Annotated in this window: 8 protein-coding genes; 5 read left to right on the forward strand and 3 right to left on the reverse strand. The window is 52.3% G+C overall.

Features of this window, described 5'->3' with window-relative positions; all coding sequences use genetic code 11:
• Positions 1–22 precede the first annotated feature (22 nt).
• Together GPK90_RS05880 and GPK90_RS05885 are read left to right on the forward strand one after the other, a co-directional pair.
• Positions 23–10,723: a GLUG motif-containing protein gene (locus GPK90_RS05880; protein WP_215702490.1), complete on the forward strand. Its 10,701-nt coding sequence runs from the start codon at positions 23–25 to the stop codon at positions 10,721–10,723.
• Positions 10,724–10,729: 6 nt separating this feature from the next.
• Entirely contained in the window at positions 10,730–11,728 is a 999-nt protein-coding gene (locus tag GPK90_RS05885) for an N-acetylmuramoyl-L-alanine amidase family protein (protein WP_215702491.1), read from the forward strand.
• A 136-nt stretch (positions 11,729–11,864) separates the two neighbouring features.
• On the opposite strand, the gene GPK90_RS05890 is transcribed toward GPK90_RS05885, so the two are convergent.
• On the reverse strand, positions 11,865–12,140 hold the full coding sequence (locus GPK90_RS05890) for a hypothetical protein (protein WP_215702492.1): 276 nt from the start codon (positions 12,138–12,140) through the stop codon (positions 11,865–11,867).
• Positions 12,137–12,571 carry a hypothetical protein gene (locus GPK90_RS05895; RefSeq protein ID WP_215702493.1) on the reverse strand — a complete coding sequence of 145 codons (435 nt, stop codon included), beginning with the start codon at positions 12,569–12,571 and terminating at the stop codon, positions 12,137–12,139. The genes GPK90_RS05890 and GPK90_RS05895 overlap by 4 nt, the downstream gene beginning before the upstream one ends.
• A gap of 243 nt (positions 12,572–12,814) precedes the next feature.
• Between GPK90_RS05895 and GPK90_RS05900 the strand changes: the two genes are divergently transcribed.
• Entirely contained in the window at positions 12,815–12,976 is a 162-nt protein-coding gene (locus GPK90_RS05900) for a hypothetical protein (protein ID WP_215702494.1), read from the forward strand.
• Positions 12,977–13,050: 74 nt separating this feature from the next.
• On the opposite strand, the gene GPK90_RS05905 is transcribed toward GPK90_RS05900, so the two are convergent.
• Positions 13,051–13,305 (reverse strand): chorion class high-cysteine HCB protein 13, encoded by a 255-nt coding sequence (locus GPK90_RS05905; RefSeq protein ID WP_118735500.1) that lies wholly within the window; start codon positions 13,303–13,305, stop codon positions 13,051–13,053.
• A gap of 228 nt (positions 13,306–13,533) precedes the next feature.
• Between GPK90_RS05905 and GPK90_RS05910 the strand changes: the two genes are divergently transcribed.
• Positions 13,534–14,325 (forward strand): hypothetical protein, encoded by a 792-nt coding sequence (locus tag GPK90_RS05910; protein WP_215702495.1) that lies wholly within the window; start codon positions 13,534–13,536, stop codon positions 14,323–14,325.
• Positions 14,326–14,626: 301 nt separating this feature from the next.
• Positions 14,627–15,793 carry an alanine--tRNA ligase-related protein gene (locus GPK90_RS05915; protein ID WP_215702496.1) on the forward strand — a complete coding sequence of 389 codons (1,167 nt, stop codon included), beginning with the start codon at positions 14,627–14,629 and terminating at the stop codon, positions 15,791–15,793.
• Positions 15,794–15,796: the final 3 nt, after the last annotated feature.

Here is a 15,796-nt window from a genome sequence, read left to right on the forward strand (position 1 = left end):
GAAGCAAAGGGGGAACTGGATTATGAAAAAAATTATCGCGATGGCAGCCATGCTGCTTGCGGTGGTGGTATTTGCCTACACATACCGCCTTCAGACTCTGGCCTGGCTTCAGCTTCCGGCATTTGCAGTGACAGAAAAGGACATCACAGATACCTTAAAGGCAGACGGAACGCCGGAGGAAGACAAAGAGGTCCTTTCGATGCGTGCCTGCACAGAGGATGAAGCGCTGTACCGCAGAGCAAACCGGTACTTTATCGGCGATAAGAAAGAATCCGTCGATATCACCTACCCGTTATTTGCACAGGAGGGAACGGCGCTCTATTATTTAAACGGTGATCTCAAACTCATCACAAACGATTTTGAGTCGTATGAACCGTATGAAGGTATGCTCCTGAGCAATGGTACTGCATATGATATTGACGGTCAGACAGCAGAGGACGAGGAGTATATCCTCTCCACAGCAGGAAAAGGTCTCTACATCAACACCCAGCCGATGACCGTGACCTCTTCCGGTAACGAATCAAGGATCCGTTTAAACAGTATCATGTACCTTGGAGATTCCGGCATCCACTATTACAGCTACGATGACGGAAGACTTGTCTACGGGCAGACAAAGATCACTTACGGGGACACGGTCAAGATCGGTTCGGTCAGCATGTCCTACGATGAGTTTTTAAAACAGCTCGGTCTCGTCGCAGAGTACAGCTCCACAGAGCAGAAAATACAGCCAGAGACGGAGGCGGAGACAAACCCGGCCGACCGTTCGGACCGTGAGCAGAGAAGACCGGGATCTTCCGGCGAGCATGCAAACGGAGAGACTGTCGCAAATGCGGACACCTCTGTCACACCGGCACTTCCGGTAACACCGGGAGCCGATGGGAACAGACAGGTGAACGAGGAGATCGATGAGTCCGGCAGCACGGATGGAAATAACGGAAGCGATGACAGCGGTCTCTATACGGACAGCACCTTCGCAGAGGAAGGCAGCGGAGACAGCTCCGGCGACTCCGATTCCGGCAGCGGCTCCGGTTCCGCGGGAGGCGGATCTGCGAGCGGAGGCAGCGGAAGCAGCAGCGGCGGCTCCGGCGGAGGCGGAGCATCCGACTCCGGAAGCGGAAGCGGAAGCTCCGGAAGCGGAAGTTCCGGCGGAGGCGGCGGAAGTTCGTCCTCCCCATCCGGAGGCAGCGGCAGCGTTGACCAGTCCGGAGACGGCGATTCCGGTGCAGACACAGGCGATGGATCCTCCGACGGAGGCGATTCTGACGTACGTCCGGATGAATTTAAGGAACCGACAGTGACACTTTCCAATATCAATGTCGGCGTATATGGCATGACAGGCAAGGTTGAGATCACGGATGATCAGAGCCGTCTTGTTCGTGTCGTCTTCCGGTTCAGTGTCAACGGAACCCAGAAGAGCCGTAAAAACATGAAAAAAGAAGGTACGCTCGAGGTTACAAACCTGGAACCGGGAACGACGTACCAGTTAAGCGGAGATATCGTTTTCCGCAACGATGAAGGTATCAAGGTGACAAAGCCATTCATGGATGCCATCGAGATCTCGACACTTCCGATGACGACACTTCGCCCGATGCGGCTGACATTCTCTGAGCGAGATACCTTCCTCCCGTATCAGATCGGGATCGACAGGATCCTCGCAGAGGATGTCGCGACTTCCGATGAACGGATCTCCGCGATCCCGTACATCAGCAGGATCGAGGTGACGGCCGGCGGTGAGGATTACAACGTCGGCGGTACGATCGTGAGAAATATCAAAAAGGGAACAGCGGGAGACTGGCTTTCCAAAGAAGGTTTTTCTTCCAATAAGACCTATGATTACACGATCCGCGTCATGGACCGGTTCCGGAATGAATTTGAACTGACATCGGACAGCATCACAAGGGGATCGACTCATACGAGCAAAGTGGAGCCGAAAGCTTCACTCCGCGAGACAGGAAACACGGTCGGGACCCAGACGATCTCCGTCCAGATCCAGAACACGGACCATGCGGCGATGGAGAACTGCTATTTCTATGTGGTCAACCAGCAGGGAGAAGATGTGCCGGCCTTTGACGAGACGGGAGACGGGATCAATACGCGCTACCGCAGGGCAGTTTCCACGGATGGAAAAGCGAATGAGTTTATGATCACAAACCTTCCGTCCGGAAGCTCGTTCTATATGGTTGCCCGTGCGGATTATGATCTGAATGATAAAAATACGGAAAACTGGCAGAGAAACATGCAGCTAGGAAGACTTTCCGTCTACACGGCTCCGATCAGTCTTCTCGGAAACGCATATGTGGATGTCGACTCCGCGGATATCACGGATTCTTCGTTCACGATCGGACTCAGTATCGATACAGATAAGACACTTGAGGGTCTTTTGACTCTTATGGAGCGCCTTCCGGTCGAGATCTCTTCCGATACAAAGACATGGAAGAACGAGGAGATCCTCTCAAGGAAAGAACTCGAAAAAGTGCCGGTGCAGGCCGGTACTGCGAGCATGGTGATTCAGGATCACGATTCGACAGATGCGTCTGTCCCGAAGGTCGTTCTCACGGGAACAGCACCGACGGAAAATACGAATGCCTGGGAGCTTCTCATGAAGGGCTGGAGAGCAGAACTGCAGTTCCGCGAGGGAGAAGGACAGGATGATCCGTTTGACTCCATGACTGTTTACACGGTATCGGTCGGAGCTGTTGCAGCTCAGGGCGGAAGTGAATACAACGTTGGCGCGTCGACAAACAGCCTTCAGCTCCGTACCCTGAAGCAGACGGCGGGAATCCGCCATGACGGCGTGTTCACACTCTCGAACTTCATCGAGATCTACCACTTCTATTTCGATGACCTGGACAATGCCGTCGATAAAGGAACGATCACGGTAAAGCTCTACTCTGTATCGGAGGCAAGCCTTGTCGAGACCAGAATGATCAAGACAAATACGGAGTACGAAAGCCTTCGTTTCAACAACCTGAAGATGGATACGGATTACCGTATTGAGTTCACGGCGCAGAACTACAACGTCTACTACGACAGCGGAAAGAATGAGACGAACTACACGTTCCCGGATCCGAACAGACTCTATGTTACAACAGGTGAGGGAATTACCGGTTCGCTTGATCTCGAGTCCATTGTGTCTGCGGGATCCGGATGGAAATCTTCCGTGACGGTTACGTTAAACGACCGGAAGAAGGAACTGAAGAACGGAACATACACCCTGCTCTTAAAAGGAGCGGACGGTATGGACGTTGACTCCTCCAAGTTAAAGGAGATCAGCCGGATTTCCTATGATTTCCCGTATGATACAGCGGGAGACCAGGGAATCTCGGAGGCAAAGAGCTTTGACTGTAAGGGATTCTGGACATATGAGGTCGATCTCCTGATCAGCGTCCGCGGTTACGAGGACATTGTCCTCTCAAAAGTGAACTTCACGACGGAGACCGGAATGGATACGATCTCGAACTGGACGGAGTTCCGGACGAAGCTGAATGCAAATCCGAACGGAAAGTTCGCGGTCATCGCGGATATCGAGAGGACGGATTCCAGCTATGTATCGAACTTTGCCGGAACCGTTGACTTCCAGGGGCATACGCTTTCCTTCCCGGAGGGCAGCAACTACGGAGCGGTGATCGGAACCCTCAAGAGTACCGGCGTGGTAAAGAACATTGTATTCAATTACCGGAGAACCGTTTCTCCTACTTCACAGATCTCGCAGACAGGCGGAATTGTCACCATGAACTATGGAACCATCAAAAATATTGTGATGACGATGTCGCTCGGGCGGACGAGACCGAACTACAGCAACGGATTCCTTGTATATACGAACTATAAATCCGGCGTGATTGAAAACTTCTCCATCAAACTTGAGAAGGAGCTCCACGCGAGAAGCTACATTGGTATTGTGTGCAGCGAAAACCAGGGAACGATCCGCCGCGGCGTTGTCTACGGAAAGGACGTTGTCATGGAGAGCGTCGTCTATGGAGGCGATGTGACGGTTGCATCCGGCAGATATGGTGCGATGGCATGTACGAACTCGGCGACCGGTCTGATCGAGGATACCTTTGTGATCAACAATACGGTCAACGAGTACAACAACAGTGAGTGGACAATGAGCCGGACTGCCGGAATTGTCGGAGAAAACAGCGGTACCGTCCGGAACAGCTTCTTTGTCGGAGACACCTACTATTATACGTATGAAAACGGAAAACAGTCCGTTTACAAGATCTACGATAAAGGCGGGTCTACGGTCGGCGCCAACAACAGCGGCGCGCGCTCGACGGATCTCTACCATATCTCGATGAGTTCCGTAGCGGTATATCCGAAGGATCTCGGAACGGCGACGGCGGTCCAGAGACTCTGGGACGGTGTCTGGTATGAGAAGGCTTTCAAGAATCCGGATGCCTTTACGATCGAGAGCCAGCTCGCGAGCGGATACTATCCGCGGATCAATATGTCGGATGCGATGGAGACGGCGCAGGAGAATATCGCCCTGCCGCCGGCACCGGGTGCAGATGTTCCGGAATTTGTCAGCAGCCGTGTGGTCAGCCAGACAAATAAAGAGGCGGAAATCCTCCTCTACTACCGGAGCAACAACCAGCAGAAGATTACCGGAATCGGCATCGATGGCCTGACGACGGAGGTTCCTGACCAGTATACAGAAAACGGCATGTACGTCGTCCGCGTGAAGGTCAGCGATCCGAAATCCTTTACCGGAAAGTATCTCTATACGAGCATTACCTACGAGATCAACACGGTGAGCCACGAGACGACGACTGTCGCCTGCGGTCAGGACGGAAACTATATTGAGGCTGATTTCTACCGCGAGATCGCAAGCTTCGAGGATTGGCTCTATCTGGACCAGTACCCGGCGGAGAACTTTATCCTTGTGGATGATCTCGACTTCACCGGAAAGAACCTCGCAGCGATGCAGGTCGGCACGGAAAAGGTTCCGTTTACCGGAAAGCTAAGCGGTGACGGACATACGGTAAAGAATATCAGCGGTGTCGGCTCCACGATCTTTTCGGTCGTATCCGGAGCGGAGATCAAAGACATCAATTTTGAAAATGTTGAACTAATCACAAATGACTCCGCGGACAACAAGGCGAAGTCCATGCAGGCCGGGATATTTGGAAAGGTTTTAAACAACACGACTTTAAAGAATATCCGTGCCTCAAAGGTGACGCTCTCCGATATGCCGTCGAACATCGGCGGTCTTGTTTCCTACCTTGAGTACAGCACAGTCGAGGACTGCCGGATGGAAGATGTATCGATCCGGACAGCAGCCTACGGAAACAGCGCCCTTTCGGTCGGCGGTCTTGTCGGTTACGGAAAAGGTCTCACGGTGAAGAACTCCTACGCATCGGGGCTTGACATCGAGGCGAAGAACGGAGTCCGTGCGAACGGAGTCGGAGGTCTCGTCGGATACGTCGAGACATTCGGATCTGTATCAAATGCTTACTCTCACGGAACGATCAATACCGCTTTTGGCGGCACCGGCGGGATCGTGGGAGCCGGAAGCTCCGACGTCAGTGAGGCGGTATCCCTGACGGATATCACAAGCTCGACCGGAGACCTCGGCGGAATTCTGGGAATTGCGACGGATAACGTCTCGGTTGATGATGTCATCTCGATCGGAAACCTCTCCGGAAGCGGTTCCAATATCAACCGTATCTACGGAAATATACGTGGTGTTGCACAGTGTGCAGTCACAAACGGCACTGCCTACAGCGGCCAGATCGTCGGAACGGGAACTTCCGTGGAGCTTCTTACAGCGACTTACCTCTCTGCGGCAGGGGAATTCCTGACCCAGAACTTCTTCAGAAACCGCGGACGAATCGGAAACAGCTTTGATATCGAGGGCAGCAGCGGCTATCGGATCGAGGACGGATATCTTCCGCAGTTAAAGAATGTTTCCGGGGAAATTCTCGCAGATCAGACCCCGCGCGAACTTCCGGATGAAAACCTGAAAGTGAGAAGAGCGGAGATCTATCAGCTGAGCAGTGGTGTCTATAACGTCGAGGTATACGCAGAGAACGGCGGAAACGGTTTCCTTTTGAATCGCATTGAGGCGGATGGACTCGATTTTTCCTCCTCAGATCCTAAAAAGGCAGTCGATGGGCTTGGAATCCAGTATTCGGATGTACAGCCGACGAAATTCCAGTCCGTCTACCCGGCATTCGCAGTCTTTAAGAAAGATGGTGTGGAGAAGCGCCTTGCGATCCAGATCCTCGTGAGAGAGGGAACCGTCATCGCGCGGACGATCCGCGATGCGGAAGAGTGGTATGCTGCGATGACAGAGGCGGGACAGAACTTCGAGAACTTCCGGATCGCCGGGGACATCGATCTTTCCAAGTATGTAACGAACGGAAAGATCCCGATGGGCTTAAAGATCAATTCCCTCGTCGGTGAGACAAAGAGCGACGGCGGAAAGTATACGATCACCTTTGGCGGAAAGGAGTACAGCACAGCGAGTGCTGCGGAATCCATGATCAACGTGATCGCCGGGGAGATGAAGAACCTGCGCTTTGCCGATATCGCGATCAACAACGGAACAAAGGCGGGAACCGGTTTTGGTATTGTCTCCACAAACCAGGGTAAGATCGAGAACTGCGAGTTCGAGAAGGTAAAACTTACCGGTTATCAGGCATCCCAGGTCGGTATGATCGGAACGAACACAGGTACGATCACGAATGCTTCCTTAAAGAATATCGAGATCTCGGTTTCCTCGACATCGAGTTATGTCGGTGGTCTTGCCGGTTACTCGACCGGTGCGATCAGCAACATCATGGCGGAAGGAGACGCGGTGGACTATACGTCCCTCGACGGTCTTCCATCGGACACACTCTTTACCTACCGGATCGTTGCACCGTACAGTGAGGGCGTCGGCGGTATCGTCGGCGGAACAAAAGCGACGATTACAGATGCTTCGGTCAAAGGAATCTATGTCAGTGGTTATAGTTATAACGGCGGTATCGCCGGACGTCTCGCTCAGGGCGTGCCGTCCGGAAACCTTACGGTCGGTGAGAGCGGATATCCGGTCTTTGTAAGCGGCAAAAACTATACCGGCGGTATCGGCTCCCTGTTCTCCGAGTCGACGAGAGACAGTGCACCGATCACGAACACGAAGGTGCAGTACACTTATGTCTCCGGCGGAGGAACCACCGCAGGTATCCTCGGAATCGGAAGCTGGTGGACGAGGATCGATGATGCCATGGTATACCGCTCCTATATTAAGGGAACCGGAAGCTACACGATGGGAATCATCCAGAGTGGAGCGAAAGTGAACCGCGCACTCGTAAAAGAGTCCGTGATCACCGGAACTTCCTACGTTGCCGGTATTTCAAACGGGCAGAGTGGCGGTATCTACTACTCGAGCGTCGTTGATTCAACGGTCGAGGGAAGCGGAAACTATATCGGCGGCATCATGGGTAATACATCTGCCCAGGAGGGGATCTCTCAGGTTGCGGTTGTCGGATGTACAGTTCAGGGAACCGGAGCAACTTCGATGGGTGTCGGCGGAATTGCCGGAAGAAACGAGGGAACCGGAACGGCCGCCAGCTTCTTCGTTGTCAATAACACAAAGGTCAAAGGCGTCACGGGGGTTGGCGGTATCACCGGAATTGCGATCGCCGGAAGATATACGTATATGAACTGCAATGCGGATGTCGAGGCGACTGGTTCTGCAGCCGGTGCATTTGCGGGAATCCTCTACGACTACAAATACGATAACCGTGGATACATTTCATACAACCGCGCGATGGTGAAGGAAGGTATCTTCGGAGGAACGGTCAAATCTGTTGAGCAGGCAGGCGCTTTTGTCGGACGTCTCACCTACAGCAATCCGGAGAGAGATGCAACGGGTGCTGTCGTTGCCCACGGAAATGACTATCTGAGCAGCGAAAATTATAATAATCTCGTTCTGACTTCGGATGTAACCGTGACGGGCAGATCGAGTACACCGACCGTCTGGGGTACTTTCTATCTGGACACGACTGAGTACACAGATACGGATTCAACTTATTTAAGACCGACAAGGACTCTTGACGATGAGGGGATCCGGACCGTGAACGGAGCAGCTCCGAAGGCAGCTGTCTGGGGCGGACTGAAATTAAACGGCACACCGCTCTGGGGCGAGAACGGTTCGAAGATCCAGGATTACACCGGAAGCGGAAAACCGTATGCGGAACTTAAGCTGAATGCAAATGCGAAGGATCCGACGAAATTCGATGATCCGGCAGCCGTTGCTCCGTACCAGTATTTTGTTACGGATGCGAATGTGTTTGGTACCAATGCGTTCTACACGAATGTTTTGAGCCTGAATTCCAGCTACTGGGATTATAAGAACCTGAAGCCTGGAAATAATGATACGTATACGGCACATTTCCCGTATGTAAAGACGGGGGAGAGCTTCTACCCGTATCCGGATCAGACACAGACAAACCTCATCAACTATGAGGATGGCTCCTACGGCTTCTGGGGAGTTCCGATCCCGACAGGCGCGATGACTTCGATGTTGTCACTTCGGGATCTTACCGACGAGCAGTACCTCTGGGTATCCGCTTCGGGACCGGCGTCCATCACGTTTGAACTCGCTCCCGACGTTGTCGGAGTGACGATGACGGTTGCAGATGGATCCGGGGAAGTCTTAAGTGTCAACACGACCGACCGGATCTATACGATGCCGTACAATTACAGTACGCCGCTTACCGTAACGCTCTCGGCACCGGAACTCGGATTTACACAGACCTATGATGTTCTGGCGACGGACCTTGTGTCCTCCGTCATGGCATGGAACGGGGATCAGTATTACCTGACCGGTTCCGGGATCCGGAGTGCGTCCGGAAAGCAGATCGCGGGAAGCTTCCTGAACCTGCGCGACGGAAAAGCGCTCGACTTAAACGGCGATGTCTGGGATGTGGAGAGCGGAAGCGTCGTATCGCACTGCGATTTCTCTGACATTCAGTGGGAGGAACCGAAGGCAGTCCATACCTTTACATACGATGGAAAGAAGCTTTCCGTCTACCACCAGTTCATCCACTACGACGGGGAGGACCTCGACCGGCTCGCTTATGTGAAGAACGGAACCCTGTTCGGATTGGAGACGGATCCGGAGCTTGTCTACGGGGCAGTGCTCGCAGATACATATCAGGACAGCCAGTATCTGACAGTTCTCGGAACCGATGGAATGCTTCATGACTTAAATGAGTCGATCCATCTTCCGGAGAGCTTCACAAACCGCGGGATCGTGGAGCTGGCTGATAATATGAACGACAGCAGCCATGTCGCGATCGGCCGGTTTGAGGACGGAAAGGTATTTGCCTTCAACTTCCTGACCGGAACGGAGCTTACGCTTGAGGAGGCGGATTCCTGGGAGAACGGCGAGGATCTGACACTTGCGGATTACGCGGGTCAGTATATCGAGAGTTACTTAGGAAGCTGGTTCGGAATCAACAATTCCGGATATCAGGCATCCGTGAACCTCATGACGAACTTAAGCAACGGAAAACTTGGAAGTCTTGACGATATCCTTTCCTACAAGGGAACCGCCTCCGGAGACGGGGATGCGGCTGTTTCTTCCGGAAAGGCAGGAGGAGACGGATCCTCATCCGGTGATCCTGACAAGACCGAAAAGAACGGAGAAAACGACAGAACGGCTGACAAGACGGAAACGACAGACGGAAACGGAAGGACCTCCGACAATACGGAGAAAAATACTGTTTCCGGAACATCGGTGAAGGATCGTGAGGCGGATACTTCTGAAAAGGATGTAAAAGCTTCCGAAAAGCCGGATTCCGAGAAGAAGACGACTGACAAAAAGGATGGCGGAAAAGAGAAAGCCGCTGTATCTGAGAGCGCGGCTGAGAAGGAGAAATCCGGAAACAGCAGTATCGTGGATAAGATCAGGAGTCTCTTCGGAAAGGCGAAGGACGATGTGAAAGCCGATGCGGCCGATGCGAAGAGCAAAGATGCATCAGAGAGCACGGATGCAGCGAAGCAATCCGGTGCAGCCGATACTCAGATGAAGAATGCAGCTCAGAATGCAGAATCCCTGGCAGTGCAGAAGGAAGACGCAGAGAAGACTGCAGACGGATCAGACAAAGCACAGAACGCGCTGCCGGAGAACCGTGCAGATGACGCAGAGACCGGCAATACGGACAATTCCGGTGCAGCAGCTTCCGACTCTGCAGGATCGGAGAATGATTTTGAAGATGCAGCTTCGAATGCTGCCTCTGAGGATACGACCTCCGGAACATCTGCAGAAGGTTCCGCGGATGAAGCCGGAAAGGCAGCAGACGCGGCAGCTCAGACTGACGGAGAACAGGCCGGAGAGTCCGCTGGAAATTCTTCTGAAGCTTCCGGACAACAGGCTTCTGAGGCCTCCTTCGACGGAACATCTGCGGAAGCAGCCGATGGAATGACCACCGATCCGACATCCGGCTCTGTGACGGAAAGGAAACTGATCACTGTCTATAATCCGGCAGACGGATCTTACAAGGTCTACACAGCGAAAGATTACCTGTCTCAAAAGAGCAGTGATCTTACAAGTGTGGACGACAAGGTGAAGGAGATGGCATCTCAGGGACTGATCGCCGATCAGGCACAGTTAAAGAGCAACGATTTCGTGAAAGACAAGAAATACGGAATCATGATCTTCGGTGCGTTCTCTGCGATGGGAGTCCTCTTATCCCTTGGTCTTCTGTTCAGAAAGAGAGAGGGGAGGAAATAAGATTCCATGAAACAAAAAAAAGGCTGGAAAGTATTCTTTCTGTCGCTCCTCATGTGCCTGACGTTTTCGTCAGGCGCGTGGGCGGCAGAGGGAGATCCCGTGAAGATCGAGCGGGTGAAACTGAAGCTGGAATCCCAACTGACAAAGACCGGGGAGGTCAAGGTCACAAATATGGGAAAAGGCTACACAGTTACCGGCTGCGAGGTCATCAACGGTGCGGATGTTGACAACTGGAATTCTTCCTACTGCGCACGTGTCCAGATCGGGCTTGTTGCAGACAGCGGGTATGAGTTCCGGAAAAAGGGAAGCTCCTATTTCGACCTCAAAGGGTCCGATGTCTATCGCTTTGTATCGAGAGAATACGAGGGGAATGAAGAGGTCTGGCTCTATGTGGACATGATCCCGATGAATAAAAAGATCGGGGTTCCTCTGGATCCGGACTGGAGTGGTACCGGGACAGCAAAGTGGAGTCAGGCATATAAGGCGGTTTCCTATCATGTAACCCTTTATGAGAATGGAAAAAAGAGAACGAGTGAGACGGTAAAACGTGGAAATACGATCGATTTTTCCGGTCAGATGAAGGAAGGAAAGCTCTACACCTTCTTTGTGACAGCAGAAAACAGCGATGGAAAGAAGAGTAAAGCGGTTGCCGGACCCGGGATCGTCTATACCGGAACCAGATTCACATCACAAGATGGAGGTACTCCGAAAGATCAGGCATTTTCAGGTGCGTGGATCGAGGAAGACAAAACCGGAAAGTGGCGTTATGTGATGAATGCCAGAGGGACTTCTTGGTGTCAGAACCAGTGGAAGGAGATCGGCGGAAGCTGGTACCGGTTTGATGCGGACGGCTACATGGTGACCGGCTGGTACCAGTCTCCGGATGGAACCTGGTATTATCTCGATGAATCCGGTGCGATGGTAACCGGAGAGAGAACGATCGACGGAAAGACGTATCGTTTTGGAAATGGTTCCGACCGGGAAGCCGGAGTCTGGATCTCCTGAGCATGTGATCCGGGAAGACTCATGACCGGTTTCAGAGCGGCATGAAATTTTTTCACGGATGTGCGGCAGCAGAGAAAATGGCGGCTGGGAAGACATGCTCATATGACATGTCGTCCCAGCCGCTTTTGTTCACTTGTTACCTCAGCCGCCCGGCGAGGCGGCGGATCATTTCGGCTTTCTGACGCTCCGGCGGGGAGAGGGATTCACACAGGACATCAAAGAGAAGTTCTTTTTCGTCTGCCGAAAAGGAGATGGACTCTTTCTGCAGCTTCTGATTCAGGTTGAGAAACGCACGCATTCTCTCATTTTCGGGGGTGTTTGCAAGTTCATCCGCAAAGGATGCGAGAAGCGCGATCTTCGAGGCGTCCATGGCGTGAAGTCTCGGGTCGGATTTCCATGTGGAGTTGTTCATGCAGAACCTCCCGGCGCGAAGCTCTGGATCACCATCTGCAGGGTCTCAAACTGATTTTTTACATCCGGCGGCAGAAGCGCGAGAAGCTGATCCGGTGTGACTCCGGCATTTGCGGCGCCTTTCCGGGTCTCTAAGAACCGGGTCATCATATCGATCATCTCCTGCTCCTGATGGTTTGCGTAGGGGCGGACGGCTGAGAGCATGGATCGCGGAGAAGTGTGTTCCGCATCGAGCGCACAGATCTTCATCATGCCGTCTTCGTTGTCCCGGAAAAATTCCATGGTCCGCAGAAGCTCTTCGACTTTTACGAACATGGAAAGATTTCTCTGCCTGCCGATGTCGAGGTAGGGGAGTGCGGCTTTCACCATCTGGAGATGATGATCACCGGTAGCGTAGTCGAGATCGGTCAGTTTTAATTCTTTTTCACTCATACTTGTGGACCTCCTGTATGTGAAAATATATGAGAGGAAGTTCCGGCTCATGACGGGAAAATCCGCGACCACAACGGTATCATACGGAATTTTCAGTTCAGAAAATTCCTACCCGTGAAAAGTAACTGCGAAAGCACTGCTTCTCCGGGTTCACAGTGAAAGAAGTTCCGGAATAAAATAACAGTAAAAAGACGCAGATGGAAAGAAATGGCGCAGCTGCGGACGGAATCCGGATGGAAGAAAATGGGAAGACTTGTCATAGATGGAAACAGTGTGTATGAGATCGATGAGGAATGTGAGAGAAAGAAGATGATGGATGAGCAGAAACGTGCGGAGGAAAACCATCCGACGGGAAAAAGCGGATGGAACAGAGATGGAGTGAAGGTGCCGCGGAGGCGTGGTTAGGAAATATTGGGCGAATCTTAACAGGAGGGCGGGAAGATCTCCCGCCCCGTGAAAGAGATGAGACTGCAAAAGAATCAGCAGCCAAAGCCGCATCCGTTTCCATTGCCCCAACCGCCGCAGCAGCAGAGAAGCAGGATGATCCAGAGACAGCTGTTGTCACATCCGCATCCATTTCCACAGCTATTTCCGCAGCCGTTATGTCCCCAACCGCCGCAGCAGCAGAGAAGCAGGATGATCCAAAGAGAGTTGTTTCCGCATCCGCATCCGCCGCAGCCCGGTGCCGGGCTGTCACATCCACATCCACAGTTTGTAGCAGCTAAATCACTCATGTTATTTCCTCCGGAAATATCTTTACACTTTCAGTATATGCAGGAGGGCATGTCAGGATTTAACGAATATCAGCAGAAATTTTCTATTGCCGTGCAAGGGACATTTCCGAATGCGGCGAAAATTCAGGACCATGGTCCGGATCGAACTCACAATATATGAATTCTCGCCGCCTTAAAGGGCTGTGGGATTTATCTGATCGAGATAAAATTAAGGAGGAACAGGTCAGTATGAAAAAGAATCAGCGAAAGCTCAGACAGGTAGGTTTTATTGCGGGGATACTCCTCTGCGCAGGGATCAACGTTTTCCCTGCATCGGCAGCCGGGCGGATCCAGAAAATTTCCCTTTATCTTGATGGGGAGGCGGCAAAGCCGGGACAGTTTCTGGATGATACGCTTCCGGAGATCACTACGTCTGCGGAAAAATATACGATCCATTCTTATGATTATGTAAATGACCGGGTCAGATGGGACCGGATGGACACACCGGAGCTCAGGATCGATCTTTATTATGACAGCGGTTACAAGCTCTCGAAAGAGACCGTCGAGAAGATCCAGCTGCGCGGTCTGGAGTGCACCTACGAAAAGTACGAATGGCTGAGAAAAGATGATCTCGAAGAAGACGGAGTCCGGGGGGTGCGGATCTATCTGAAATTCCCGGCATTCAGTACACCGGGAGAAAGTGCGAAGGCGAAACAGGAGGTGATCGAGGCGAAAGCAGCGGAGCTTGAGAAAAAGTCAAAGAAGAAAGCAAAGCGGCTGCGCGATACTTCTGTCGCAAGCGGCTGGTATCAGGATGCGAATGGCTGGTGGTACCTTGAGGATGACGGCAAGTGGCATACGAACGAATGGAAACAGACCGATGGCAGCTGGAGTTATCTGGATGCCGACGGTTATGCAAAGACCGGCTGGTTTGAGGTCGGCGGGACCTGGTACTGCGCAGACAAGACCGGCACGCTCTATGTCAACACAGTTACTCCGGACGGGTATCATGTGAACGGGGACGGTGCATGGGTGTCATAACATCCCTTTTCGCAGACAGAGATTTTTTGAACTGAAAGTTTATATGACACAGTAATAGATGGGGATTTTGGCGATTTCGAGTGAGAAACATCGGCGAAATCCCCATCTTGTCATATGGGAAGCGAGATGGTAAAATCAAGATACACTGGGACGTCCGGCAGCAGGGATCGCAGCAGATGGTTCCGGGAGTACGGCTCCGGAGAGGAGACAGGATATGACAGGACGGAAAAAACTGTCAGTCAGGCTTGATGATTTCCGGAAGATCCGGGGAAATTGAGAGACAAAGAGGAGAAAGACAGTAATGAAAAAATTATATTATGATTCAGCATATATCCGCACATTCGAGGCGAAAGTCCTTTCCTGTGCGGAGGGAAAAAAGGGATACGAGGTGGTCCTTGACCAGACGGCATTTTACCCGGAGGGCGGCGGACAGCCGTATGATACGGGAATCCTCGGCGGAGCGCATGTGACGGCGGTCCATGATGTGAAAGGGGAGATCGTCCACTATACGGACGCACCGCTTACCGTCGGCGAGACCGTGACTGGCCAGATCGACTGGGACAGACGTTTCCGCAACATGCAGGGACATTCCGGTGAACATCTGGTCTCCGGCCTGATCCACGCGAAATACGGATATGACAATGTGGGATTCCATATGGGATCGGAGGAGATCACGATCGATCTGAACGGAACGCTCACATGGGACGAGCTTCTGGAGATCGAAAAGAAAGCGAACCGGATGATCTGGGAGAACCTGGAGATCTACGCGGGATTTCCGTCCCAGGAAGAGCTTGCAAAGATGGACTACCGGAGCAAAAAGGAGCTGACCGGGGACATCCGGATCGTCAGCATCCCGAACGGTGATACCTGCGCCTGCTGCGGGACACATGTGGCGAAAACCGGTGAGATCGGGCTCGTGAAATTTTTAACCATGATCCACTATAAGGGCGGTGTCAGGATCTCTCTGCTCTGCGGGGAAGAGGCTGTGATGGATTATGAGAAGAAAAGGGAAGAACTTCAGAAAATTTCTGTATTCCTGTCCGCAAAAGCCGGAAAGACTGCGGATGCCGTGGAAAAACTGAAAAATGAGCTGATGCAGACTCAGGCAAAATTGTCTGAGACTTCAAGAAAACTTATGAAATTCCAGGCGGATCAGTTAAAAGAGGGAAATGAGAAGATCTGTTACCTCGGAAATGATCTCGATATGACGGAACTCCGTCACTTTGTGAACTTCGCGCTCGAAGGAAAGAAGGGGGAAATTGTCCTCGCCCTGTCAGAAAGTGTGAATGGGGGATTCTCTTATGTTCTGGGGAGCCAGAGCGAGGACATGCGCGCTCTCTCGAAGGAATTAAATGGGGAACTCTCCGGGAGAGGCGGGGGAAGCAGCCAGATGGCACAGGGAACCTTCTTCGCAAAGAAGGAAGAACTGCTCTCCAATCTGGCCGGTAAAGGGTTTGTTATGGCTTAAATG

This window comes from Clostridium sp. MCC344, from assembly GCF_018785365.1.
In the GTDB taxonomy this organism is placed as follows: domain Bacteria; phylum Bacillota; class Clostridia; order Lachnospirales; family Lachnospiraceae; genus Pilosibacter.

Excerpts from the sequence above, each read along its gene's own strand:
- GPK90_RS05910 (WP_215702495.1), top strand. The coding sequence starts at position 13,534 with ATGAAAAAGAATCAGCGAAAGCTCAGACAGGTAGGTTTTATTGCGGGG.
- GPK90_RS05895 (WP_215702493.1), bottom strand. The coding sequence starts at position 12,571 with ATGAGTGAAAAAGAATTAAAACTGACCGATCTCGACTACGCTACCGGT.
- GPK90_RS05905 (WP_118735500.1), bottom strand. The coding sequence starts at position 13,305 with ATGAGTGATTTAGCTGCTACAAACTGTGGATGTGGATGTGACAGCCCG.
- GPK90_RS05900 (WP_215702494.1), top strand. The coding sequence starts at position 12,815 with ATGGGAAGACTTGTCATAGATGGAAACAGTGTGTATGAGATCGATGAG.
- GPK90_RS05890 (WP_215702492.1), bottom strand. The coding sequence starts at position 12,140 with ATGAACAACTCCACATGGAAATCCGACCCGAGACTTCACGCCATGGAC.
- GPK90_RS05880 (WP_215702490.1), top strand. The coding sequence starts at position 23 with ATGAAAAAAATTATCGCGATGGCAGCCATGCTGCTTGCGGTGGTGGTA.
- GPK90_RS05885 (WP_215702491.1), top strand. The coding sequence starts at position 10,730 with ATGAAACAAAAAAAAGGCTGGAAAGTATTCTTTCTGTCGCTCCTCATG.
- GPK90_RS05915 (WP_215702496.1), top strand. The coding sequence starts at position 14,627 with ATGAAAAAATTATATTATGATTCAGCATATATCCGCACATTCGAGGCG.